At 43.7% G+C, this 25802-nt stretch carries 24 protein-coding genes; 14 read left to right on the top strand and 10 right to left on the bottom strand.

What is annotated here, in order from left to right; genetic code table 11:
- Nucleotides 1-61 precede the first annotated feature (61 nt).
- The 3 genes from UCH007_RS04075 to UCH007_RS04065 are packed head-to-tail and all read right to left on the bottom strand — an operon-like array spanning nucleotide 62 to nucleotide 2853.
- A complete protein-coding gene (locus tag UCH007_RS04075; RefSeq protein WP_046961128.1) occupies nucleotides 62-667 on the bottom strand; it encodes a hypothetical protein in 606 nt (201 codons plus the stop codon).
- 15 nt (nucleotides 668-682) lie between these two features.
- Nucleotides 683-1840, bottom strand: coding sequence for a tyrosine-type recombinase/integrase (locus UCH007_RS04070; RefSeq protein ID WP_046961127.1), 1158 nt, complete (start codon nucleotides 1838-1840; stop codon nucleotides 683-685).
- A complete protein-coding gene (locus UCH007_RS04065; protein ID WP_046961126.1) occupies nucleotides 1837-2853 on the bottom strand; it encodes a hypothetical protein in 1017 nt (338 codons plus the stop codon). Before UCH007_RS04065 ends, UCH007_RS04070 begins: the two co-directional genes overlap by 4 nt.
- A gap of 154 nt (nucleotides 2854-3007) precedes the next feature.
- Between UCH007_RS04065 and UCH007_RS07925 the strand changes: the two genes are divergently transcribed.
- The 5 genes from UCH007_RS07925 (at nucleotide 3008) to UCH007_RS04040 (ending at nucleotide 8263) form a co-directional block, all read left to right on the top strand.
- Entirely contained in the window at nucleotides 3008-3256 is a 249-nt protein-coding gene (locus UCH007_RS07925) for a helix-turn-helix domain-containing protein (protein WP_046961125.1), read from the top strand.
- A 3-nt stretch (nucleotides 3257-3259) separates the two neighbouring features.
- A complete protein-coding gene (locus UCH007_RS04055; RefSeq protein WP_046961124.1) occupies nucleotides 3260-4135 on the top strand; it encodes a rolling circle replication-associated protein in 876 nt (291 codons plus the stop codon).
- Between the two features lie 429 nt (nucleotides 4136-4564).
- On the top strand, nucleotides 4565-5467 hold the full coding sequence (locus UCH007_RS04050; protein ID WP_046961545.1) for a DNA methyltransferase: 903 nt from the start codon (nucleotides 4565-4567) through the stop codon (nucleotides 5465-5467).
- Complete coding sequence (locus UCH007_RS04045) at nucleotides 5464-6255, top strand: MvaI/BcnI family restriction endonuclease (protein WP_046961122.1); 792 nt, start codon at nucleotides 5464-5466, stop codon at nucleotides 6253-6255. The genes UCH007_RS04050 and UCH007_RS04045 overlap by 4 nt, the downstream gene beginning before the upstream one ends.
- A gap of 1243 nt (nucleotides 6256-7498) precedes the next feature.
- Nucleotides 7499-8263 (top strand): zinc-ribbon domain-containing protein, encoded by a 765-nt coding sequence (locus UCH007_RS04040; protein ID WP_046961120.1) that lies wholly within the window; start codon nucleotides 7499-7501, stop codon nucleotides 8261-8263.
- Between the two features lie 77 nt (nucleotides 8264-8340).
- Here the strand turns inward: UCH007_RS04040 and UCH007_RS04035 are convergent, their stop codons facing one another.
- The 5 genes from UCH007_RS04035 to UCH007_RS04015 form a co-directional block, all read right to left on the bottom strand.
- Nucleotides 8341-8919 (bottom strand): superoxide dismutase, encoded by a 579-nt coding sequence (locus UCH007_RS04035; RefSeq protein ID WP_046961119.1) that lies wholly within the window; start codon nucleotides 8917-8919, stop codon nucleotides 8341-8343.
- 29 nt (nucleotides 8920-8948) lie between these two features.
- Entirely contained in the window at nucleotides 8949-9776 is an 828-nt protein-coding gene (locus UCH007_RS04030) for a ferritin-like domain-containing protein (protein ID WP_046961118.1), read from the bottom strand.
- 55 nt (nucleotides 9777-9831) lie between these two features.
- A complete protein-coding gene (locus UCH007_RS04025) occupies nucleotides 9832-10320 on the bottom strand; it encodes an Hsp20/alpha crystallin family protein (RefSeq protein WP_012882110.1) in 489 nt (162 codons plus the stop codon).
- Between the two features lie 97 nt (nucleotides 10321-10417).
- Entirely contained in the window at nucleotides 10418-12904 is a 2487-nt protein-coding gene (locus UCH007_RS04020) for a heavy metal translocating P-type ATPase (protein WP_046961117.1), read from the bottom strand.
- A 9-nt stretch (nucleotides 12905-12913) separates the two neighbouring features.
- Complete coding sequence (locus UCH007_RS04015; protein WP_012882108.1) at nucleotides 12914-13168, bottom strand: SHOCT domain-containing protein; 255 nt, start codon at nucleotides 13166-13168, stop codon at nucleotides 12914-12916.
- Nucleotides 13169-13337: 169 nt separating this feature from the next.
- Here UCH007_RS04015 and UCH007_RS04010 point away from each other — a divergent pair, with 169 nt between their 5' ends.
- Both UCH007_RS04010 and UCH007_RS04000 read left to right on the top strand, forming a co-directional pair.
- The gene (locus UCH007_RS04010; RefSeq protein WP_012882107.1) at nucleotides 13338-13721 is read left to right on the top strand and encodes an iron-sulfur cluster assembly scaffold protein; all 384 of its coding nucleotides are present in this window, start codon (nucleotides 13338-13340) and stop codon (nucleotides 13719-13721) included.
- 216 nt (nucleotides 13722-13937) lie between these two features.
- On the top strand, nucleotides 13938-14426 hold the full coding sequence (locus UCH007_RS04000; protein WP_012882105.1) for a CBS domain-containing protein: 489 nt from the start codon (nucleotides 13938-13940) through the stop codon (nucleotides 14424-14426).
- On the opposite strand, the gene UCH007_RS03995 is transcribed toward UCH007_RS04000, so the two are convergent.
- Together UCH007_RS03995 and iorA are read right to left on the bottom strand one after the other, a co-directional pair.
- Nucleotides 14423-15016 (bottom strand): indolepyruvate oxidoreductase subunit beta, encoded by a 594-nt coding sequence (locus UCH007_RS03995; RefSeq protein ID WP_046961116.1) that lies wholly within the window; start codon nucleotides 15014-15016, stop codon nucleotides 14423-14425. The two genes, UCH007_RS04000 and UCH007_RS03995, sit on opposite strands and share 4 nt — an antisense overlap.
- Before the next feature lie 4 nt (nucleotides 15017-15020).
- The gene (iorA, locus tag UCH007_RS03990) at nucleotides 15021-16817 is read right to left on the bottom strand and encodes an indolepyruvate ferredoxin oxidoreductase subunit alpha (RefSeq protein WP_046961115.1); all 1797 of its coding nucleotides are present in this window, start codon (nucleotides 16815-16817) and stop codon (nucleotides 15021-15023) included.
- Between the two features lie 334 nt (nucleotides 16818-17151).
- On the opposite strand from iorA, the gene UCH007_RS03985 reads away from it, so the two are divergent.
- The 7 genes from UCH007_RS03985 (at nucleotide 17152) to UCH007_RS03955 (ending at nucleotide 25796) form a co-directional block, all read left to right on the top strand.
- Nucleotides 17152-19044, top strand: a complete 1893-nt coding sequence (locus UCH007_RS03985; protein ID WP_046961114.1) for an AMP-dependent synthetase/ligase — start codon at nucleotides 17152-17154, stop codon at nucleotides 19042-19044.
- 9 nt (nucleotides 19045-19053) lie between these two features.
- Entirely contained in the window at nucleotides 19054-19938 is an 885-nt protein-coding gene (locus UCH007_RS03980) for a branched-chain amino acid ABC transporter permease (RefSeq protein ID WP_012882101.1), read from the top strand.
- A gap of 2 nt (nucleotides 19939-19940) precedes the next feature.
- The gene (locus UCH007_RS03975) at nucleotides 19941-20993 is read left to right on the top strand and encodes a branched-chain amino acid ABC transporter permease (RefSeq protein WP_010936648.1); all 1053 of its coding nucleotides are present in this window, start codon (nucleotides 19941-19943) and stop codon (nucleotides 20991-20993) included.
- A gap of 43 nt (nucleotides 20994-21036) precedes the next feature.
- Nucleotides 21037-22329, top strand: coding sequence for an ABC transporter substrate-binding protein (locus tag UCH007_RS03970; RefSeq protein WP_046961113.1), 1293 nt, complete (start codon nucleotides 21037-21039; stop codon nucleotides 22327-22329).
- Nucleotides 22330-22417: 88 nt separating this feature from the next.
- On the top strand, nucleotides 22418-23704 hold the full coding sequence (locus UCH007_RS03965) for an ABC transporter substrate-binding protein (protein ID WP_012882098.1): 1287 nt from the start codon (nucleotides 22418-22420) through the stop codon (nucleotides 23702-23704).
- Nucleotides 23705-23724: 20 nt separating this feature from the next.
- Nucleotides 23725-24516: an ABC transporter ATP-binding protein gene (locus tag UCH007_RS03960; RefSeq protein WP_023652362.1), complete on the top strand. Its 792-nt coding sequence runs from the start codon at nucleotides 23725-23727 to the stop codon at nucleotides 24514-24516.
- Nucleotides 24507-25796 (top strand): phenylacetate--CoA ligase family protein, encoded by a 1290-nt coding sequence (locus UCH007_RS03955; protein ID WP_046961112.1) that lies wholly within the window; start codon nucleotides 24507-24509, stop codon nucleotides 25794-25796. Before UCH007_RS03960 ends, UCH007_RS03955 begins: the two co-directional genes overlap by 10 nt.
- Nucleotides 25797-25802: the final 6 nt, after the last annotated feature.

Genomic DNA, 25802 nt, shown 5'->3' with positions numbered 1-25802 from the left:
TTAAGCCCCTGGCACTAAAATGCTGGGGGCTTTTTTGTTTCTGCTAATAAATTGCTAATAATCAATATTTGATTCCAATTTCAGCAAGTAATAATTCCCAATCTGATATTGCCTTAGAAGCAATATCATTGAAATCGCCAATGATCTTATTGTTCGAATCAACTATTTCACCGGTTAATATAACCTTTCCCGTTCCAGAACCACGTACTATCGGACAGCCATTTTTGTCAAAGGTCATAGAAACAAAAGATCCTTTGATAGGGGCTGTTTTTAACTGCATAATGCGATGAATATTTCTTAATACTGGCGTCCTTTTAGAATGTCCACTTTTGCGAGGTGGATAACCATGTTTATCGTTATTCGATAAATCCTTTATAATTTTTAAGGGTTCTGATTTTTCAAAAAAAATATCCACAATTGTTTTATCGATACCGTGGTTTATTGTCCATTTTTTTAGATGATCCTTTAGATTAGCTATATTATCAATAATGGAAATGGCAAGATTAATAATTTGTTCATCGTTTAAATCTCCTTGCCAATCTTGGTAGAAACCAACTCGCTTTTCGTTGATAATAGGTTTAGCAATAAGTTGCCTCATATCTGTCTCTTCCGATAACTCAATAGCTGCATAAATGCGTTTAATCCGCTGTATGAGTTCGTCTTCCATAGCTTGACCTCTCAATTATATTGTAGTACCTGGTAAAACTAAGTTATCAAAACCTTTAGCAGCTGCTTGTTGAAGTCCAGGAGTGACATGACTGTAAGTATCTAGTGTTACCTGGATGCTGGAGTGGCCTAATCTTTCTTGTACTATCTTTGGGTGGACACCTTGCTTTAACATAAGCGATGCATGGGTATGTCTGGCATCATGTAATCTTATACCGTTTAGTCCTGTTTTCCTTACTATTTTTATCCAGTTATGAGTTACTGTATTTGGCAGTAAAGGCTTGCCATCAATATTAGTAAATACAAAGTCATCTTCACTTAACCGAGATCCAGCTAATATCTTGAAGGATTGGTGTTTCTCTTTGTGTTTTTTTAATATCTGGACTGTTGAAGGGGATAAAGCAACCGAACGGTTGCTTTTGGCGGTCTTGGTTTGCCTTAGAACTATTTCCCCTTTAGCTAAAACATGTAGAGAACGGCTTACGGAAAGCTGGCACATTAGAAAATCAATATCACTCCATTTTAGAGCAAGAAGTTCGGATCTTCTTAAGCCTGTGAATAAAGCCAAATAATATAAGGCAAAGTAGGGCGTATCTTTTGCTACATCCAGAACTTTTTGAATATCACCTTCGTTTAAAGTGTGCATTTCCTGTTTTTGGCAATGTGGTGGATCAATCGCATCAAGAGGATTACGGATTATTAACCCCCACTTAACGGCTGTTTTTAAGGCACTGTGAAGGCACATATGATGATGTCTTACAGTTCTGGGGCTTAAACCTATTCCCTTATCTCCTCCGATTGATAGCTGGTTCGCGTAATACTTCTGGATATGTTCTGGTTTCAGTTGAGCTAGTTGGATCTTGCCCAACCCAGGGATGATATATCTTCTTATAATATGCTCGTAACCTTCAGCTGTCTTAGGAGCTAGGTTAGGCCAAACATAGTCTTTTAACCATCTTTCCAAGTATTCTGCTAAAGTAGTCTTTTCTGGTTTTATATAAAGGCCTTTGTCTATCTGGTTTAGGAGTTCTGCCAACCTCTTTTCAGCATCTTTTTTGGTGCCTCTTACAGTTTCCCAATGCTGTTTATATTTCTTAGTTTCTGGATCTCTTTCACCCGAACTAATTACAATCGAATAACTATCCTTGCCTCTTTTGGTTATGTGGCCTCTCATTTCCTGATTGCTCCTTTCGAATACTCGGCTAGCAGATCAAGCACTTTGTTCGGTGATGGTAAATCCGGACTTATTTTTACCTCGTTTTCTTCAACAACAAATCCCTGTACTTGGGGTGGATGTTTAGGGTCATATTTGAAAGACTGAACTTCAACCGACCAATCCTTAAGCTTACGGATAACATCGGCTGCCTGTTCAGCGGTAATCCTCTGCCACTCCGGCTTCTGCTTAATAAAATTAAGCCACATCAAATATAAAACCCTGATTTCATTTGAGAACAAACCTAAGGTATCAAATGAAGGCATTTTAGCTACCATGGCATGTAGCTCTAAATCCCTTTCATTTTTCAACGTTCCATTATACAAGGCATTATAGTATTCAACCGGATGCAAAGCTTCGTGCATTACCCCACCATCATCGGCATAAGGGATAGAGGTAAAGAACGGATCAGGGAAAGGTTTATCTCCATGCAATTGCTTCCAGATAGTGGCGTATTCAACCCCGCTGAAGACCAGCCTTAAGTCACTGTTAAAGGAATCAAATGTGGTACTGGATATTAAGGATGCCTCTTCCCTCTTGGCATATTCATAAGACAACAGTAAAAGTTTGGTTGCATCGCTTACGAATTTAAAGACTGTTAACCTGGAAGCCCATTTAGCCTGGCGGATAGTAAAAGGCTCGCCATTGATAAGAGCAAATCTCCATGTCATGGCAACGGCTTGAAGAGTTTCAGATGGAATAGGGTATTCATTCAGAGTTGCCATGTTCCAAGGCTTCTGATACTGCTTCTCATGAGGCGGTAATCCTTCATTCTTGGCCCTGGCTTCCGAAAGTATATTCTGCACCTTCCTCAGTTTGGGCAAAAAGATATCATTTCTGCCCTGGTCTTTTAGAAATCTCTCAGTTGAAGCCAGGACTTCTTTAGCAGAGGGTTCCGGGCCTTGTTTGCATAGATTCATCCAGATTTTGATTAGAATCTCCTCTGCAATTGGCTGTAATCTTGGGCCACCCATTTAATTCTCCTTCATCCGGCGCATTTTCTACGCATTTCCAGGTTTGGTTTAATGTATAGATGCACTGGTTATGAGCATAACGCGCTATAGGTATATGCTCATACTGTCTTAGATTACATCGTATTGTGCACTAAGTCAAGATAGGAAAGAGGATATGGGAAAACTACTAAAACCAAATGAGGTATCAGAACAACTGGGAATCGGAAGGTCACTTACTTATGAACTTATTGCCCAGGGTCAAATCCCGCACATCAGACTGGGCCGATGTATCAGAGTCTCTGAACAATCCCTTCAGGAATGGCTCAAGTCAAATGAGCTGGGTTCTGCCATGAGTCAAACAGGATCTCCGCTGGCCGAGCCAGAGAGACACAATGTGAATTGTGCCTCTGGACGGAGAGTCTAGGCCATGACAAACAGATCTGACCTTGAGAACAAGGAGGAGTTGCAGAGTCATCCGAGTGAGCAAGGGCGAAGCAAAGCTGAGCAAACAATTGCTAGCCCATCACCAGTCCCGTGCCAATCACACCAGGAAAAGGAAAAAGACGGCGGGGTGGGGGAGGGCCCGTCGTCCCCTATACTTGATATATTACCCATAACTGCACGCAAGCTAAAAGACAAGCTATGGTGTCAATTAACTCCCGAAGAGAAGAGGCAAAAGAAGTTTAATCGGGCTTACCAGCGATTCATGCTTGGATGTAGCTTTGCAGGTGAATACCGATTGATTACTCTTACTACTCCAGAGTCTTTCACGGGCGATATTCACAATGCCTGGCGAAAGTGGATTATGAGAATGAGACGAAGAGGCCTGGCCAGGGAGTATTTTGCAGTCAAAGAGTGGAATGCCAATAAAACTTGTATTCATATTCACGCTGTTCTACGCCTGGACTATATCAGTTACCAGATTGCTCGTGAACAGTGGAAAGCGGTTACAGGTGCCTGCTGGATACAGGTTGAGAAGGTCTTTAGTGGCAAAGGAATGGCAAATTACTTGGGCAAGTATCTGAATAAGGGTTATGAAGAAAATCCTGGCACAAGAGGCTATTGGTACGCCTATGAGTGGATACACCGAAAGTGGCACGCCTTCAGTAAAGAGATGTACAAGTTTGGTGAGTGTGTAACTCAGACTGAGTTTGAGCTTATACACAGCTTAAACCCTGAGGATCGTCTTAAATACATGAACCAGAGGATGATCTGTGCCTGCACACATGCAATGCGAATGGGATTAATCCCAGAAGGGACTTATAAGCTGAGGCAGTTTGTTTTAAGAGAGGAAAGAAGATGAACAACCAATATAACACCAAAGGGTTAAATGATGCGAATTCACCCCGTACTATTGCACTTAATGAGTTGCACAAGAAGGTAGGTTGTTGCCAAAAGTGCGGTGCTCTTATTCGCATGTCAAATAAAAAATTGAAACAAGGTAAAGCGAAATGCAGCGTTTGTAAGAATGTGAATATCTTTAATTCGAATATATTTTAAATACCTTAACATGTAGTAATATACCCATAATAAAGATTTCTAGACGGTATCACCATGATGCAATCTGGCTATTTTTTAAGCCAGCTAGTATAATATCAGCGACTCAATAGGAGCGCTGCTGGAGACTAGCTGGCTTAATACCATTTGTATATGTCTTTCTAGCATATCCAACGCGGAAAGAGGTCAAAACCACTTGGAAAAAACAGAATCATTGACCCAAAATGATAGCATCATGTTGGATACATCTAATGCGGTTATTAAAGAGCCCGATTATCTGTCTATAAACTATGAACGTACCTGTTCCTGCCCACCTTCACATATTAATTGTATGGATGCAAAAACGTGGCTCAAGAGTCAAATCGGCGTGTGGGAGTTCTACTACAATGGGCGTGATGTTAGAGACAAAAAAATACATCCCGCCACTTACCCTATATCTTTAGCTCGAAAATGTATAGATCTCTTCACTCACGAAGGAGAACTTGTAGTCGACCCATTTGTTGGTTCAGGAACCACACTTGTTGCTGCTATGGACGCAAATCGAAACGCTGTTGGTTTTGACCTTCAACAAAAGTATATCGATGTGTGTAATGAGCGCCTAGCCCAACTACCAAATATTACGCCGGCAAAACAATTGGCAGTTTTAGCCGATGCACGAGATATTAAAACATATTTGCCCGAACAGAGCATCGCTCTTGTGCTTACATCTCCTCCTTATGCGAACCTCCTAAATCGAAAACGCCAGAATAAAAGCCGCCGAGGTACTGAACGTACAAATGAACAACTAGGAGCTATTGAGCAATACAGCCAAGATGAACGTGACTTAGGAACACTATCCTTAGATGATTATAAACAAGCGATGGCGAACGTTTATAAAAATCTCTTGCCGTTGCTAAAGCCTAAAGGCCATTGCGTTATTAACGTCCCCGATATGTGGTGGGAAAATGAACGCATAACCATCCATGTTGCTGTTATAGAAGCACTACGGTCTGTTGGTTATGAACTTCGAAATACTATTATTTGGGATCGAAGAAACATTGTAAATCGAATCGGTATTTTTGGATGGCCTTCTAATTACATCACTATGGGTGTAACATTCGAATATATTTTGGACTTTTGGAGACCACCTGAAAAATGAATATCTACACTAAAGAGTCCCTAATTGCAGCCTTACAAAGTATTTGTAGCCAAGGTTGGATATCCAATGCACGCCACGGTAATGTAGGCGGTATTGGTAACACACTAGAAGACCTCTTAGGGATTACGGAGAATAACCTTCCCATTCCAAATGCTAATGAGTGGGAATTAAAAACTCAAAGATCTCATACCACAAGCCTTACTACATTATTTCATATGGAGCCTTCTCCTCGAGCATTACATTTTGTTCCAGAAATGTTCTTACTGAAATATGGATGGCCACATGAATTTGCAGGTCATCTATATCCTGATACTGAAATGTCTTTCCGGCAAACTATTCATGGACAACACAGAAGCGACAGGGGGTTTGGAGTAGTTGTTGATGCAAAAGAGCGCAAGTTGTTAGTTTCATTTGATCATAAATACGTTGCACCAAGACATAATGATTGGCTCAATAGTGTTCAACAACGTGTTGGAACCTTGAAAGAATTGGATCCTCAACCCTATTGGGGATTTGATGACTTGTATGCTAAAGCCCGTACTAAGCTTACTAACTGTTTCTATGTTCGCGCTGATGTTCAAAGGAAGCCTGACGGCACAGAATTATATAAATATCATAATATCCTTATATGCGAAAAATTTAGTTTGGATAAGTTCCTAAGCGCATTACAAAATGGCAATATCCTTGTCGATTTTGATGCACGAACTGGGCATAATCATGGCACAAAATTTCGTCTCCGCCAAGATAAAATGCCTGAACTATATGACTCAGTAACATTGGTCGAATAAGGTTCTGAGACATATTCTGCTAATCCTTTTGCTAATCCATTTTACAAATCATGTCACTTTTAGGTAACACTTGACGGACAATATTCAGTAGTTTTAGTTTTGAAATAACCCTTTGCAGAATACCAAAACACCCTGCAACATGGGCCTAAACGGATTCCTAAACCGCGTGTGAACGTTAGAATTTCCCCAGGGGTACCACTTACTAAAGCTAAGAAGCTCTCCTTTTGAAGGAGAATTTCTTCAAAAGGTTTTTCTTTTTACTAATTCCCATCCAACAAAAATTAGAGAAATAAAGATAAACCACTTTAATATACCTGTTATATGAAGAATTCCCCCCAAAAATACTATAATAAAACCTAATAAGATAAGTAAAATTCCAGAGATTCGTTTCATAATAAACTCCCTTTAGCATATTATCGATGATCTCGAACTAGCGTTAGATTTTGACGATGATAACCCATCATAGACGCGTACTCATGTTTAGGACTAGTCTAATAACAAAACTTAATTGGTTAACGAGGTCGGGATATCAAGAATACGATTCAATCAGAATATTAAGCTCAATAAAAATCCCAATATTATTGCTGTGATGTAAAATAAAGGAGCAATAAGGCTACTGATTATTTGGATGAAAAAGTACACTATCCTAGGCCCAATTGAGATTGTTCCATCTAGTATACCTATTTCCGTGGCACTCATATCATATATGGACTTTGTTTTAACGTAACTCTTATTGAAGATTGCTCGAATGGCAGAAAGTATTGAAAGAAGAAAAAAACTGATTACAAAGCCCTCTCCAAAATTCATAATTGCCTCCAATCTGTTACGGCTAGCCGTTGGTCTGCTACAGTCAAAATACTACAGCACAATTTCACTTCTGTAAATTAAACCTCGATATCTGATTGCTAATAAATTCTGCTAATAATTTGCTAATACACCAGATAAAACAAGAAAACACTTGGCGGTAGTTTAGCTATGAATTCATTATATGTCATTAACGTTGAAACATTACTGTGAACGTAAAAACAGGTAATAACACTGCTAGCCTAGAACTTCGGGATCGAGGGTCATGGGTTCGCATCCCTCTAGGCGCGCCATATTTGAAGCTAAATATATGCCCCTGGCAGTAAGAAGCCTGGGGCTTTTTTGTTATATGGATAATATTTGTTGTAAAAGTGTTGACAGCTATAGCTAACGTAAGACTATAATGCTCATTGTACTTAAAAATATTGAGAGGTAGCGTATGTCGTATTGTACTAAGTGTGGAAATGAAATATCCGGTGATGACTTATTTTGTAAGGCTTGCGGTGCAAAGCAGGATATTTCAACTACAGCTAAGAATAGTGAAATTTATGTCACGCCAGCGGCAAATGAGCAGACCATTGAAAAACTCACTGATGTAACTCCCGTTACTTTTTCATCAGTCAGTGCCCCAGAACCCCGGATGTCCCCGAAAAAAAATCCCAATATGCCGGTTACCATACTTTCTGTATTTTTGGCAGTGGCGGTAATTGCTGCCGGATTTTTGGGCTATAAATATATAGATGACAGCAATACCATTAATACCCAGCAGGAGACAATTTTAGGGCTAAATGCAGACAAATCAAGTTTGCAGTCAGATTTATCTACCGCTCAATCCACTATTCAAGACGTGAATGGGCAGCTTAGCTCAACCCAATCACAACTGGCAACTGCCGAAGAAGATCTAGCCGCTATTCAGGCAAAATACCCGCTGAGAAACTTTGAGTCACTTAACAAGCTTCAGCTTTGGGCTAGTAGCCATAAGCAGACTGATTATAATTATGCTGATGACCAATATGCTACTGCTTTGGCAATTCAACAGGCGGCAATGGAAGACGGATATCTGGTATCTGCCTGTATTTGTTGGGCAAGTACAACTGGTTATCATTATATACTGTGCGAAGCTATGGTGGGCACAACTGTATACTATTGGCATCCCGAGGATGGCATAGTAAAAATATATATGGCAGATATACCGGTTGATTAAATTTTAATAATAATAATTATATAAAAATAAAAATGAGGGGCAGTTTTTAACTGTCCCTCATTTTTATACGCGGGATTTTATGCCTTAAAGCGGTTTTCCGCTTCAGCCCAGTTTGTGTTCTTAATGAAGGCGTAAATATAATCTGCTCGTTTCAAACCGTAATCTGTAATAAAGGCATGTTCAAATACGTCTATGACCAATATCGGAGACAAACCTGCCAGATGCCCGGTCTCATGTTCGTTTATCCATTGGTTAAAAAGCCGCCCTGTCTGGGAATCTTTATAGAGTACTACCCAGCCTATTCCCCGCATTGCGGCAGTAGCCTTAAAGTCTGCTTCCCAGAGCTGGTAGCTGCCAAACTCTGCTGATATTGCCTGGTAAAGTTTGTTTGATTCGGATAAGGGTGCAGAAGTACTCAGATTAGAAAAGTAATACTCGTGCAGACGCATACCGTTATACTCAAACCCAAATCGGCGTTTGAGTTCGGCATATTCTGGAGTAGCTGTTTTACCCTCGGTGAGCATAGTTTTTAAGGTATCTGAAAGTTTATTAGTGTTGTTTACATAACCCTGATATAGGGTAAAGTGATTTCTAAGGAGTGTATCAGAAAATCCTTCGAGACCTATCAGGTACGAATAATCACGGGCTGTATACATAACCAGTTCCTCCAAAATAGTAATATATTTTATTCTAAAAGGTCCTTAAATATTTCTGCATGGTAGCGTTCGTGGGCAGCCAGTTTTCGGAAAAGTTCTTTAACATCCCCCTCTGTTGACTGGGCAGCAGATTGTTCATATTTATCAGCCACCTTGTGTTCCAACTCTATATCTGCCTTGAGCATTGTATTGTGTTCAAGGGTCTTTTCAAATTTATCATGCTCCAGGTGAGGGCGGCCTTTTTTATCTATCATCTTTTCGGACAGCCAACCCATATGCTGCATTTCATTTACAGCTTGATCTTGCAACTCTTTTCGGGTTTCTTCGTTTTTAGTCGCATATGACTGAAGAAGGTATTGGATAATAACCGTATATTCGTGTTTTATACCCCAGCTCAAATTTTCAGTGTTAGTATCGGTGATGTTTCCGCGCTTATCTGTCATTTTTTCGCGCAGAGTCTTCTCAACAAAATGCTTGAAGTCACCCTGATGAGACTCTTCGTCCGAAAGTATACGCTCAAGCAAACGTTTAATCTTGAGGTTATCAATAAGCTTTATATGTTCGCGGTATTGGGCAATAGCACCGTTTTCAAGCCCCACATTAGCCTGCATCCACTCGGATACGGTTTTGCCTGTCATATCCATCATGCCGCGTTTGAAACTTAATTCTCCCCCCAAGTCTGTGATGGCTTCTGCAAGCCAGTCCAGATGACGCATTTCCTCACGGGCAATGGCTTCTATTTCGCACGCTACTTCGCCTTCGCCTATAGCATATGCGTGACCTAAATACTGGATAATGGCTCCGTGTTCATCCTCCATGTCTCTTTTTAACAGCTCTATTATTCGGGGTTTTTCCATTTGGAATCCTTTCTATATTTGTGATATTTAGAGCGGGCAGTTTAAAGCGATATGTTCAGGATTTTGTTTTAGGTTTTGCGGGCTTGGTATTTATATCCGCTTTTTTGGATTTGGCAGTTTTGGTTACCGAAACCTTTTTGGCTTTGGCCTCGGATATTTTGGGGATGCTGATTTCCAGAATGCCGTTATCCAGAGTGGCGGCAATATTCTGGAGGCTGGTATTGTTGGGTAAAGTCATGGAGCGTGAGAAACTGCCATAGCTTCTCTCACTGAAGTAATAGTTTTCCTCTGATATTTCGCTGGTGCATTTTTTTTCACCTTTTATAGTGAGGACATTGTCAGATACAGAGACTTCAATATCTTCTTCATTTATTCCGGGCATCTCGGCTTTTATTAGATATTTGTCTTTAAGCTCTAACATTTCAGTGGCTGGCAGCCAGTCACGCTCATTGGTCAGCATATTCCAGAGGCCTGGACTGAGTACTTCTCGGAAAGGACGCCAGGGACGGAGTGACCAACCGGGTTGCCATCTTTCCAGAGTCATAATCCTACCTCCTTTTGTGCCCGCTCTCTCCTCATATAAAAAGTATGCCACGCGGGTAAAAATGTCTCAATACGTATCAATACTTATAACGGTTGTGTTAATGCTTTAGATAGGTACTTAGTTTTATACCGCGCAGACGGAGGGAATTGCCAACTACAGTCAGAGAACTTATAGCCATAGCTAGAGCTGCCAGTATAGGGTTTAGAAAACCGTATTCACCCAGAAAGAAATGCAGTGATTGAGGAACACCGTTCTGGCTGAAAAACAGATAAAGTACACCTGCAGCTACGGGTATAAGGATGATATTGTAGAAAAATGCCCAGAAGAGGTTTTGGCGGATGGTATTAAAAGTCGCCCTGCTGAGCAGGATGGCTTTGGTGATGCCAAAAAGGTCACCGGAAATAAGGGTAATATCACCGGTTTCCATGGCTATATCGGTGCCTGTGCCAATGGCGATACCCACATCAGCCTTGGCAAGTGCCGGAGCATCATTTATGCCGTCTCCCACCATAGCTACTAAACGGCCTTTGTTTTGCAGATCTTGTATAAGTTTGGATTTGTCTTCGGGTTTTATTTCAGCTACGTATTGGTCTATACCCAGTTCATCTGCAATGCGCTTGGCTGCCCGGTGATTATCACCTGTTAGCATGATTGTATTAAGTTTATGTGCTTTTAGTTCGGAAATAACGGCAGCTGATTCCCGTTTCAATATATCCCTTACGGCTACAATACCCTCGAGTTTCCCGTTTGCCGCCACAAAAATCAGGCTTTCACCCGCTTCCCAAAGTTTGTCAGCTTCAGATTGGTATTCGGCCAGAGATATATTATGAGACTGCATCAGGGTTGTGTTTCCTATGAGTATCTGCTCGCTGTTAACTGTAGCTTTTAACCCTGCACCGGGCAAAGCTGAAAATTCCGCAGGATTTGTAAGTGCAAGTTTTTTACGCCCGGCCTCTTTTAAAACAGCTTTGGCTAAAGGGTGTTCGGAAAACTGTTCGGCAGAGGCAACCAGAGTTAAAAAGGCATCTTTATCAAAACGGTGGCTTACCAGATTGCTCAACACCGGTTTGCCGCGTGTCAGTGTGCCTGTTTTATCCAGTACTATAGTATCCAGTTTGTGTATTTTCTCCAGAGCTACTGCGCTGCGGATAAGTATGCCGTTCTCAGCTCCTTTGCCCATACCGACAATAAGGGCTGTAGGTGTGGCCAAACCTAATGCGCACGGGCAGGCTATAATCAATACTGCAATAAGGTTTAAAAAAGCATAAGTGAAGGCAGGTTCCGGCCCGAAAAAAAGCCAGAAAATAAAAGTTAAAACGGAGATTCCTATAACTACAGGCACAAATACCGAGGCTATTTTATCCGCCAAACGCTGAATGGGAGCTTTGCTTCCCTGAGCTTCCTCAACCAGCCGTATTATACGGGCAAGTGCGGTATCCGCTCCCACCTTTTGAGCTTCGTAAGTGAACGCACCTGTTTGGTTAAACGTACCGCCGATAACATTATCACCCGCTTTTTTTTCAGCCGGAATACTTTCGCCGGTTACCATAGATTCGTCCAGGCTGGAATAACCTTCCAGTATCAGCCCGTCCACGGGTAGTCTTTCACCCGGGCGAATAATAATTTTGTCGCCTGCCATTACTTCGTTTATACTTACCAAAATTTCTTTGCCGTCTTTTATAATTGAGGCTGTACTTGGCTGAAGACCAATCAAACGGCGAATGGCATCAGAAGTACGCCCTCTAGCACGGGATTCCAGAAAACGTCCGGTCAGGATAAGGGCGATAATCATAGCGGATGTATCAAAATACAAGTGTTTTTCCAGCAAAGGTGAATCAAATAAAGGCGGGAACACCAAAGCTATCATACTATACAAGTAGGCAGCGGAAGTACCCAGCGCTATAAGGGTATTCATATCTGTGGTGCGGTTTTTCAAGGCGGCAAATGCCCCGCGGTAAAAACGCAGTCCCGCCCAGAATTGCACTGGCGTAGCCAGCAAAAACATAATAAATTCCTTGCCGCCAAAAGCTGGCAAGAATCCTATAATCATAAGGCTTATTCCCAGCACCAAAGCTATTGAAAGTTCCCGTTTTAATTGCCGGGTTTCAGTAGCTTCTGAGTGAGAAATTTCATCCCGGGGTGTTTCTTCGGGCAATAGTTCATAGCCGATATTGCTTACGGACTGGCTGAGTTCGCGGAAAGAAATATAATCCAGATATTCTACGCTGGCAGTCTGGTTGGCCAGATTAACACCTGCATTAATTACACCGCTTGTATTTATCAGAGCCTTTTCGGCTCTGGCTGCACAGGACGTACAATGAAGGCCTTTTATGGGGAAAATAGATTTATTACTGATAATACCGTAACCTAAATCGGTAATAATGGCCTTTATATCTGACAGATTGATAACAGACGGATCATAACTGAAAATGAGCTTGCCGGAGGCAAAATTAAGTTTAGGGTTTATTACACCAGCCGTTTTTGATAAACGCGCTTCGATGCTGGCGGCACATCTGGTACATGACATGCCGCTTATACCTATAATTATCTTGGGCAGAGCATCCGGCCGCTTATTTTCAGACATTACTTCGGTCTAGGACAGGAGATCCTTTTTCATCTGATCAAATTCCGCTTTGGTTATTTCACCTTTTGCGTAGCGCTCTTTCAATACATCCATATAATGCGTTTTTTCGGTTGCCGTTGAACCTGAAGATGGATTTTGTCCTTTTTTGGTAAGGTGTATAATCCCCCAGATAATAACGCCGATGATAGCACACCAGAAAATCAGCATGAAAATACCGCCAAAAATCATCCAGCCCCAGCCAGCACTTGACCAATCAAACATCATAGTTTTGGCCTCCTCGGCATATTTACAAATATTATAGCACACAAGATATGGTTTACGGTTTGACTGTTAAGCTTAAAAAGTATGTGTTAAAATTATATAAATGGTTGGCCTTTGATTTTTATCTTTTCAATTGTTATCCTAATAGTATCTGGGGAAAAGGGGATGTAATATGACTTTGTACTTTGAAAAGGTTATGGAATACTTTGTTAATCCTCTTAATTCCGGTGAAATGGAAAATCCTGACGGTATAGGCAGAGCCGGCAACGATATTTGCGGTGATGTTACCGAATTTTACATAAGAGTCAAAGATAACCATTTGGTAGAAGTGAAGTTCAAGACTTATGGCTGCGGTGCGGCCGTGGCTATATCCAGTCTGGTAAGCCTGATGGCTACTGATAAGACAATTGAAGAAGCCCTGAAGATTGATAACAAGGCGGTAGAGGCTGAAATAAAAGGATTACCACAAAACCGTAACCACTGTTCCCAAATGGGGCCGCAGGCCTTGCACAGTGCTATCGCCGATTATAAAAGTAAAGTTCAGTCCAGAGGTTAATATGACAAACTCAAATTCCGGTAAACACCCGACAGCTTGCCCATATTGTAATATTAATACCGAGGCTGATGTGCGCATGCCTTTTTGCAAGGCTTGCAAATTGTCACTGTTTTATTGCCCTGCTTGCGGGGGATTAGTCGGGCGGGGAGAACCTTGCTGTCCCCATTGCCAGGCCGAGATATGCGGACAAAAAGAAAAGTAGACGGGTGAGGGATTTTGGAAAATATTATTGTCAGTGAACTATGTGAAAAAATATCTGAAAAACGAATGGTCAGAGACGATATGGGTATTGAGCATGCCATAAAGGCTTTTGCTTTTCACTCACATACACATGTTCTGTTTGTTGTAAACAAAGAAGGTGTTTTAACAGGTATTGTCAAACTCAAGCAGCTGCTTGAGTGGGTAAAGGTAAAGCTGAATATAGTTTCTGAAAAACATATGGTTACCCGTTCAGATGCTTTTGAAGTACTGCGGCTCAGCCAGTCATGTACTATTAAAGAAATAACTTCCGGAGTTGTAAGCGTAAAGCAAACGGACACTATTGCCCATGCCATAAACCTGATGGCAGACAAAGAAATGGTGGAAATGCCGGTAATTGATGAGGCTGGCAAACTGGCAGGTGAACTGAGGATTTCGGACTTGCTTTCCAAACTGCTTGGGGATATAGCATCCGCCGAATCAGATAATACCTGTTCGCTCAGCTAAGCTTGACTTACTGAGGCTGCATATCCGGCTTCAAGTGCCTTTAAGTTCCCCTCAAGTAATTTAGACGGCAGGCGTTTTTTGATGGCATCGGCCAATATGTCGAAACCAAACGGCAGATAACGGGCAGCATATCCCAGAAGGTAAATGTTCAGCATCTTGGTATTACCCAACTCTTTAACAGCATCATTTGCGGCTATGAAATCTGCCTCAATGCCCAGCTTTGTATAACCATTTAGTATTTCGGAATCCGCAGGGTATTTTGAAAGGCCGAGACTTATCGAAGCCGGCGGCATAGCCATATCGTTTATTACAGCCTTGGTCTGCGAACCCAGATATTCCATATAGCGGGCGGCCTCCAGTTTTTCAAAGGCGATTATCAAATCGGTCTGCCCTTTGGGGATAAGGGGAGAACAAACTTCTTTATCAAAACGAAGGTGACTTACTACACTCCCGCCGCGTTGAGCCATGCCAAGGGTATCGGTCTTTTTAACATCATAGCCGGCAGCCATAGCCGCATCACAAAGCACGTTGCTGGCCAGTATGACTCCTTGCCCCCCCACACCCACTATCAGTATATCGAATTTTTTCATAAGCCTACGCCGCCTCGTTGGTTTTAATAGCTTTTTGAGGGCAGACCTGAGAACAAAGATTGCAATTGTTGCCGGTGCAAAGGCTTGGGTCTATCAAGAGTTTGTCACCGTCACGTTGGATAGCCGGACAGCCTAAAAGAAGACAGGCATCACAGCGGTTGCACAGGCTGGTATCAATAGTGTTTGGCAGGGAGCGTTTCCGGCAGATGACATTACACTCTCCGCGTACAATTATCACGTTCAGCTCGCCGCTGGATATTGCATTCTTCAGCCCAGCTCTCAGGGCTTTAAGGTCAAACGCAGGCAGTACCTGAAGGTTTTTCACTCCCGTACCCTTTATCAGCTCTTCCAGATTTACCTCGGTAACAGTTTGGCCGCTTGCGGCAATACCGCAGCCGGGGTTTCCCTGATGCCCGGTCATGGCGGTAGTGCGGTTATCCAGTATAAGTATGGTTATCTTTGACTGGTTGTAAACTGAATTAATCAGGCCGTTTATACCGGAATGCATAAAGGTAGAATCACCGATAATGGCTATAACAGGTTCGGTAAGACCGGCTTTTTCCATACCCACTGCCTGACTGATGCTTCCGCCCATACAGCCGCAGGTGTCCATAGCCGAAAGCGGCGGGTAAGCCCCCAAAGTGTAACAGCCTATGTCACCCGAAAGCACCAGCTTGGGTTCACGTTTGAGTTTTCCGGGCAGAGCCGAACGCTGCCCTAGAGTACTGAGGGTAAAAAATATGCCAGTATGCGGACAGCCCGCACACAAAAGCGGCGGCCGCTTGGGAAAGTCCGGGGTATTTATTTTTGGCAGAGTGTCTTTAATCTCAGGCAGTATGCCTGCTTTGATGGCAGACTCACGCAGAATATCAGGATTGAGTTCACCGCTGCGGGGTATATATTTTTTGCCTATTACGGATGTGCCCATGCGGCAGAGCGAATCTTCAAGAACTGAATCCAGCTCTTCTACTACAAGTATGGTTTCAACACTCTGGCTGAATTCTTTGATAAGGTTTTTAGGTAAAGGGTAGGTCATGCCCAGCTTTAAGAATGAAGCTTCCGGGAAAACCTCTTTAGCATATTGAAAGGCAATGCCGCTGCTTATGATACCCAGTTTGGCATTTCCAGGTATGTATTTATTAAAAAAGCAGTTTTCCGCATATTCGCCTATAAGTTCTTCTCTTTTAAGTACCTTTGGCCAGCGTACCCGGGCAGCGGTGGGTACCATAACCAGTTTGGCAGTATCATGTTTAAACGCAGCCTGGGCTGCAGGCTGTTTTTCAGCAGGAGTTTCCACCAGAGAGCTGGAATGGGAAACACGGGTGGTGCTGCGCAGAATTACCGGCGTATCAAAGCGCTCGCTCAGTTCAAAAGCCAAAGCCATAAAATCATAGGCTTCCTGACTGTTTGACGGCTCTAGCACCGGCATTTTAGAAAGCCGGGCATAGTGCCGGGTATCCTGTTCGTTCTGGGAGGAGTGTATACCGGGGTCATCTGCCACTACTATAACAAGGCCGCCTTTTACTCCGGTAGTTGCAACAGCCATAAATGCATCAGCGGCTACATTTAACCCCACATGTTTCATGGCGGCCAAAGCCCGCACACCCGTATAGCATGCACCGGTGGCTACTTCTACGGCTACAGCTTCATTGGATGACCATTGGGTATGTATATCGGGCAGTTTGGCCAGATTTTCCATTATTTCGGTACTGGGAGTGCCTGGATAGGCAGCGGCCAGTTTAAGACCTGCGTGATACGCACCTAAGGCTAAAGCTTCATTGCCGGATAATAGCTTTTTCAAGACCTTGTTCTCCCGTTGGGTAATAGTTCTAGAATAATGAATAGCTTTCGGCTTGTCAATTAGGCAGGATTTATGCGCCCAAGACAGGTATTTTCACACACAAAAAATAATACTGTTTGACACATATTTATGCCTGTGTTACACTACGCCAATGAAATACGCAGGCTACACTTATTTTTACTTCATGTTTACCGGGCGCACCCTGTGTGCGCTTTCGGGGGCAGCTGATGAGTAAAAATAGGTAAACCGATTTATAAGTAACAGTGTTTTACAGACTCACCTCCCCCAAACGGGAGGTGAAGTTTTTTAGGCAGATAAAAAAAGAGGGTTTGTTATGGCTGAAGTAGACACAATACCCAAACTGGTAAAACATAATGCCGAACAATGGGGCGATAAGCCTGCCATGTGTATGAAAAATCTGGGTATATGGCAAAAATATACCTGGAGCGATTACTACGGTACGGTTAAGTATTTCGGTTTGGGGCTGCTCAGTTTGGGGACTAAACCCGCTGACAGGGTGTCTATTATCGGCGATAATGAACCAGAATGGTTCTGGGCGGAATTTGCCGCCCAGGCCATAGGTGCAATCCCCACTGGTATATATGTGGACTCTATCCCTGACGAGGTTAAGTATATTGCCCGTCATGCCGAAGTGAGAATAGCAGTAGTAAATGACCAGGAACAGGCTGACAAATTTTTGGAACTGCTGCCCGAACTGCCAAACCTGTCAAAGATTATTTACTGGGACCCCAAAGGGCTTAAAAACTACGATGACCCCATGCTGGTAAGTTTTAAAGATGTGATGAAGCTGGGGCAGGAATACGAAAGAAGCCATCCCGGATTATTTGAACAACTGCTAAGTGATACCAAGCCTGATGATATTGCCTTCATTTACTACACCTCCGGTACTACCGGACTTCAGAAGGGAGCTATGCTCAGCCATCGTTCCCTTATCACTACCGCCAAGGGTTTTGTTGCTCGTTACCCGCTGAACTATAAAGACGACCTTATTTCAAATTTCCCTGCCTCGTGGGTAGGTGACAGTTTTTTCGCTACCATACCCCATATTCTTTCCGGCGCACGCCTGAACTTTTCTGAAGAGCCGGAAACGGTTGCTGAAGATACTCGTGAAATAGGGCCTAATTTTGTTATCTACGGCCCGCGCCAATGGGAAAGCCTGGTAAGTGAGATACAGGTAAAAATAATAGATGCTCATCCCTTGAAGCGTTTGGCCTATAAGGCACTTTCACCTTTGGGGTATAAAATGGCCGAAAAAACTCTGGCCGGGAGCAAGCCCGGTCTCCCCTTGAAGATAGGCCATAAGATAGCTGACGGGCTATTGTTTCACCCCTTAAAAGATAAACTGGGGGTCAGTAAGGTAAGATTTGGGGTTACCGGCAGTTCGGTGCTTTCGCTGGATACCTTCAAAATGATACATTCCCTGGGTATTGAGCTAAGGCAGAATTATGCTTCAACTGAAGCCGGATTTATTTCCTCTCACGGCAAGGGGGATATCAGCTTTGAAAGTGTGGGGCGGCCGGCACTGGGCACGGAAGTGCGCCTGACTAATGAAGGTGAGCTTCTTATCCGCAGTGACTGTATGTTCAGCGGTTATTACAAAGACCCTGAAAAGACTGCCCAGAGCTTTAAAAACGGCTGGTTTGCTACCGGTGATGCCGTAAATATAAACGAAAAGGGTCACCTGATATTCCTTGACCGCCTGAAAGATTTGGGCGTGCTGGCAAGCGGGATAAAGTATGCCCCTCAGTATATTGAAGGGCGCCTCCGTTTCAGCCCGTATATAAAAGATGCCATGGTGGTTGGCGGTGAAGACAAGGAATATGTAACCGCCATTATAAATATTGATTTTACTATGGTAAGCAAATGGGCACAGAAAAATCGCTTGAATTTCACTACTTTTGTAGACCTTTCCCAGAAAAAAGAGGTTGCGGATTTAGTTGCCAAAGACCTTATAAGGGTAAACAGCTATCTGCCGGAAGGCGCACGGGTAAAAAAGTTTGTTTTGCTGCATAAAGAGTTTGACCCTGACGAAGCTGAACTTACCCGCACCCGTAAACTTCGGCGGGGTTTTGTATCTGAACGGTATAAAGACCTGATAGATGCCATGTACCATTTGGATAAGGAAGTAAAGGTGGAAGCGGCGGTAACCTATCGGGACGGGCGCAAGGGCGTAGTAACTACCAGTATAAAAGTAAGGTCTTTGTAGGCGGAGATTATGGCAGATTTATTGCAATATATAATAACCGGTATTACGGTTGGTCTGGTGTACTCTCTTATTGCACTTGGTTTTACCCTCATCTGGAAATCTTCTTCGGTGGCTAATCTGGCTTTGGGGCAGATGGTGCTCATCTGTTCGTGGTTTACCTACAGTATGCTGGCACAGGTTGGCATGCCCTTCTGGCTGGGGTTTATCTGCGTGGTTTTATTTGCTCTGGCTCTGGGCTGGCTGATGGAAAGGATTATCCTGAGGCCGCTTATCGGCCAGCCTATCCTTTCGCTGGTTACGGTGACGCTGGGGGTGGGGTTTTTCCTGGAGGGTGTGGTCAGCTTTATCTGGCCGCAAAGTGTGGCTGCCCTGCCCAAGATTTTCCCTGAAACACCTATACACATAGGTTCGGCGGTTATTTCACAGGAATATGTTTGGGCGGCCGGTATATCTTTGCTTCTTTTTGCTATGCTGACCCTCTTTTTCAAATACCACAAAATGGGGGTGGCCATGCGGGCTACCGCTGATGACCAGCAGGCTGTTCAGGCCTGCGGTATACCCGTAACCCGTATATTTTCCCTGTCCTGGATGCTGGCCATAGTGCTGGCGGCTGTGGGCGGGGTATTGATGTCCAGCATAGGCGGTATCACTCTGGGCTTGGTGGAAACCGGTATCAAAGCCTTTTCAGTGGTGATACTGGGCGGGCTGGATTCGTTTTTAGGGGCTATGATAGCCGGGCCTATTATCGGTCTGGCTGAAAATCTGGGAGGCGGGTATCTTACCTCCCTCACCTGGCCGGGCGTTAAAGAGGTAATACCCTTTATTATTATTATCATCGTAATGTTCATCAAGCCTTATGGCCTGTTTGGGCAGGAACGCATCGAGAGGATATAGCTATGGATCTACCTTGCGGAACGCGTAATTTCAGCTACAAGACGGATATGGCTATCTTCCGTACCAAAACCCATTGGGCTATGCTGATTGGTTTTCTGATTCTTTTATTCAGCCTGCCGTTCAATATCAGCAGTTACTGGCTGGGTATTATGAACCTTATAGGTATTACGGTTGTGGCTGCGGCCGGTTTAAACATACTTATGGGTTACTGCGGCCAGCTTTCGGTAGGCCATGCCGGCTTTATTGCTGTGGGTGCATATACTACCGCTATTTTGGCCAGCAAACTGGGAGTGCCTTTCCCCTTTGACATGATAGCGTCCGGCATTATGGCCGGTCTGGTGGGTGTGCTGTTCGGGTTGCCCTCCCTTCGGGTAAAGGGGTTTTATCTGGCTATTTCCACTATTGCCGCCCAGTTTATCATAATCTGGGTGATAAACCACTGGTCCAGCCTTACCGGCGGTTTTAACGGGATTGTGATACCCCCGATTAATCTTTTTAATTTTGACTTTACCACTCAGGGCAGCCAGTACTTCATTATTATGCTGGTGGCTGTTTTGGCTATTTTCTTCATGAAAAATATAGCCCGCACCCGCATAGGGCGGGCATTTGTGGCCATACGGGATAATGATTTGGCGGCTGAGGTCATGGGTATAAACGTCTTCAAGTATAAGCTGCTGGCTTTTTTCATCGGCTGTTTTCTGGCCGGTGTGGCCGGTTCGCTTATGGCTCACTGGATAGGTTATTTGACGGCTGAAAATTTCACCTTGTCTGATTCAATTTTATACGTTGGTATTGTGATTATAGGCGGTTTGGGTACAGGGGTTGGCCCTATATTCGGGGCGCTCTTTATCCGTCTGCTGCAGCAGGGTGTCCAGTATGTATCCCCTCTTATGGGCTCTGCTTTCCCGCAGTTGCCGTCAGGCTTTGCAGCCGGGCTTGGGCCGATGGTATTCGGCCTGGCAATTGTCTTGTTTTTAGTGCTTGAACCAAGAGGCCTCGCCCACCGCTGGCAACTGTTCAAGTCCTCTTACCGGTATTGGCCTTTCTCGTATTAGGCGAAAAAAATAGGGAATTCTGAAAAAAGGAGGAGCACAAGTCATGTTAGGGCAAAACCGTAAACAATTGATAAAGAGGGGAGCTTTGTCCTTTTTTAGCATGCTCCTTTTGCTTTTTTCAGTGGCGGCGGGGGGATGCGGTTCAAGTGATACTGATGCCAATAATCCTGGCGGAACGGAAAAGCCTACTTTGAAGGTTGGTTTTTCAATACCATATACCGGCCCGGCAGCTGAAAAAGGCTCTGTAATGGGGAATGCCAAACTGGATGCAATCAAGTACATAAATGAGGAATTGGGCGGCGTAAACGGATACCAGATAGAAGTCATCTGGCGTGATACCAAATATGATTCTTCGCTTGCGGCAACGATTGTACAGGAGATGATGGATAAAGATTGTCTGTTATTCACTACCTGTGCCTCTAAGGAAATGCAAGCTTCTATGGAAATTGCCAACCGGGCAAATTTCCCCGGATTTACCGTATTCAGTTCACCGGTCTGCACCCACCCGGCAAAGCATATATATGCACAGCTTCCGGATTACGGTGACAGCTGGGCATCATTTGCAAAATATTACATGGAAAATATCTGGCAGGGTGAGGGTACTCCTAAAATGGCCCTCATGATACTCCAGAATCCCACCGGTTATGGTGCGCGTGATGCGGCTAATGCCTTGGCGGCTGATTTGGGTATAGAGATAGTGGGTATCTACGAACACTCTGCCACTATCACAGATGACACGGCGAATCTTATAAACCTTAAAAGTCAAAACCCGGATGTGGTCTTTATCTCCAGCACTCCCCAGCCTACGTCTGTCATCATCAAGCAGATGAACCAGATGGATATCTATCCCGGAGTAACTGTCGGTTGCGGCCATGCCGGATTTACCAAAGCTCTTATAGATTTAGCTGGTGTGACTAATACCGAAGGTATATATGGCGTATATCCTACCGTAAACTGGGACGAAGATGTACCGGGAATGGCAAAAATGAAAGAATACTGCCTGAAATATCACCCTGAAAACTACGGCAATATGGATTATATTGCTTCATGGTCAGAGGGTTTGATTGTCGCGGAGATACTTCGCCTTGCGTTGATAAATACCCCTGGGGGTATAGATAATCTGACTCCGCAAGCTATTGAGGAATACGGAATAAAGAAGCTCAATGGTTATACTGTGGGTAGTTTGCAAGGGCCGGTTTCATATGTCAGCGGCGATAACCGTCTGGCCAAAGCGGTCAGAGTGTTCCAAATATCCGGTGGTGTAATGCAGGTCTTGAGTGATTGGGTAGAAGCACCGCTTATCAGGTACGAGGATTTTAGCTGGTTTGGCAGCTAAATAGGCTGTAAATGGGTACAAGGGGATCTGCGGAGAGTTGTGTTGAGAAGCTTAATAATAGATAATATAGCCTCAAAGGAGGGATCTGATGAGACTAGGAAAATCTGAAATTGGCTTTAGAATCTTTATGGCTCTGGTGCTGACCCTTGTACCCATTGCCTTAAGCGGATGCAATCTGGATAATATCACCGGTAATAACAATAATAATCCGCTGGTGACCAATAAAACTCTGAAAGTTGGTCTTAGCGTATGTTATACCGGACCAGCCGCCGAAAAAGGAACTCCTCAGGGTAATGCCAAATTGGATGCAATCAAGTACATAAATGATGAACTGGGCGGAGTAAACGGATATAAGATTGAACCTATATTCCGGGATACCAAATATGACACTGCAATAGCAGTTACCGTGATAAATGAGTTTATTTCTTCAGAATGCCTTTTCTTTACCACAAATTCCTCAAAAGATATGCAGGCATCTATGGAAATAGCCAATAGAGTAAGTTTCCCGGGGTTTACCACTTTTAGTTCACCTTCACTGACTCATCCGCCTCAGCATATATATTCCCAGTTGCCGGATTATGGTGATGACTGGGTAGCCTTCATGCAGTATTACATGGAGAATATATGGCAGGGTGAGGGTAAACCCAAAGTTGCCCTGATGATACTTCAAAATCCTACCGGTTATGGTGCGCGTGATGCCGCAACAGCTATGGCTGCGGAATTGGGCGTGGAAATAGTGGGTATTTACGAACATTCCACTACTATCAATGATGACACTGCAAACCTTTTAAATATGAAAAATCAAAATCCGGATGTAGTTTACATATCCAGTACTCCTCAGCCTACATCTGTTATTGTGAAGCAAATGATTGAGCTGGGTATATACCCCGGTGTCCAGATAGGCTGCGGCCACGGTGGGTTTACCCAGTCACTGGTGGAGCTTGTCGGTGCAGACAAGGCCGAAGGGATATTGGGCGTGTATCCTACTGTAAGCTGGGATGAAAATGTCCCCGCCATGGCCAAGATGAAAGAATACTGTCTGAAATATCACCCTGAAAATTACGGCAATATGGATTATATCGTCTCATGGGCAGAGGGTTTGATTATAGCTGAAATATTGCGGCTGGCTATTGAAAACTCACCCGGTGGTGTGGATTCGTTAACCCCTCAGATTATTGAAGAATTCGGCATAAAACGGCTGAATGGGTACGATGTGGGCGGTTTGCATGGCCCGGTTTCATACTCAATCGGCGATAACCGTCTGGTAAAATCTGTCAGAGTTTTCAGGATTGAAGATGGACAGCTTAAGGTTATAAGCGGCTGGATAGAAACGCCCAGCATTGCTTATGAAAATTTTGATTGGTTTGGCAAATAGCGAAAGGTAATATTTTATCTATGCTCAAAGTAAATAACATAGAGGTTACCTACCTGAACGTTATAAAGGTGCTTCATGGTGTGTCGCTGGAAGTACCGGAGAGGTCTATAGTGGCATTGCTGGGTGGCAATGGCGCCGGTAAAACCACTACTCTCAAAGCTATTTCAGGCTTGCTGCATATTGAGGAAGGGCTGGTAACAGACGGCAATATTGAGTGGGACGGCGACCGCATTGACAAGAAAAATCCGGAAGCTATCGGCAAGCTGGGCATAGTTCAGGCTTTGGAAGGCCGCCATGTCTTTGAGCATCTTACCACTGAAGAAAACCTGATTGTAGGGGCTTTTAACCGTAAAGACCGTCAGAATATCAAATCTGATTTATCTATGGTATATGAATATTTCCCCCGCCTGAGGCATGTTCAGCACAATACTGCCGGATATCTTTCAGGCGGGGAACAACAAATGCTGGTAATAGGGCGTGCCATGATGGCACGCCCAAAGCTGATGATGCTGGATGAGCCTTCACTTGGCTTGGCACCGATGATGGTCAAAGAAATATTCGGCATTATCAAAAGATTTAATGAAGAACAGGGTACATCAGTACTGCTGGTTGAACAAAATGTTAAGGTAGCGTTATCGATTGCTCATTACGGTTATGTACTGGAGAACGGACGGATAGTACTTGATGGAGACACTTCATTTCTAACCAATAATGAAGATGTTAAAGAATTTTATATGGGGCTTTCCACGGTGGGCTCTAAGAAAAGCTATCGTGAGGTCAAACATTACAAGAGGCGTAAAAGATGGCTTTAGAGAACGGCAAAAACAACCACTTTGACAAGCTGGAAGCTATGGGGCTTGATGAGAGGGTTGAATTTCTAAATAACAGGCTTAAGGAAACCGCTGCTTATGCTTACGAACATTCGGCGGCAACCCGAACCATTTTCCAAAAAGCCGGACTGAAACCGGAACTGATACGCAAAATGGAAGATCTGGAGAGGCTACCTATCATTCGTAAAGCAGACCTTATTGAAATGCAAAAACAAGACTTGCCTTGGGGCGGTTTTTTGATGATACCCGAAGATAATATAGAACGAATATTTATTTCGCCCGGTCCGGTTTATGAACCCCTGCACACCAGTACTATTCGCTGGTTTGGGCGTTCTTTTTGGGCGGCTGGTTTCCGTAAGGCTGATGTAGTTATAAATACCTTTACATATCACCTTTCCCCAGCCGGCATACTTTTTCACGAAGGTCTGCGTGACTGCGGGGCTACACCTATTGCTTCCGGTACCGGCCATACCGAAATGCAGATTAAAACAATTCGGGAGCTGAAAGTAACCGCTTTTGTGGGTACACCAAGCTATCTTCTGAGCCTTCTAAGTAAGGCAGAAGAGATGGGTTTGGATATTAAAAAAGATTTAAACCTGAAACGCGCATGGTTTACCGGCGAAATGCTGACATTATCTATTCGCAAGACACTTGAAAAAGATTATGGCATAGAAACTTTTCAGGCATACGGCGTGACTGAAACAGGCGGCTGTCTGGCTTACGAGTGCGAAGAGAAAAATGGCCTGCACCTTATGTCTGACGAATATGCAGTGGAGATAGTAGACCCAAAGAACGGCAAACAGCTGCCCGAAGGGGAAGTCGGTGAAATAGTAGTTACCCCGGTAAATAATAAAACATGGGGACTTATGCGTTTTGGGACAGGTGATTTATCCTGCCTTAAAAAAGAGAAGTGCAGCTGCGGGCGTACTGCCTATAAACTCAGTGGCATAATAGGGCGGGTAGGCGATGCTGTCAAAGTACGTGGTATGTTTGTAGTCGGCAAACAAACCGAAGATGTTTTCAAGCTTTTCCCCGAGATAGTCCGTTACCAGATACGAATAAACCGTCCTGCCAACCGTGATGAGATGACTTTTATTTGTGTCCATAATGAAAAGGAATTTGATGCTAAAAAACTGTCTGAAGAACTGAATAAGAAGTTTCAAGACAGGTGTCTCTTAAAGGCTGACCGCATAGAATTTGTACCCGCGAGTGCTCTGGCAGAGGAAACCAAACTTATGCTGGATGAACGCAAGTGGGATTAGGGGAAA

The sequence above is a fragment of the Dehalococcoides sp. UCH007 genome, assembly GCF_001010485.1.
Taxonomy (GTDB): Bacteria; Chloroflexota; Dehalococcoidia; order Dehalococcoidales; family Dehalococcoidaceae; genus Dehalococcoides; species Dehalococcoides mccartyi_A.
Note: the sequence above shows the minus strand (reverse complement) of the source record. Positions and strands in the feature narration are given on the sequence as shown.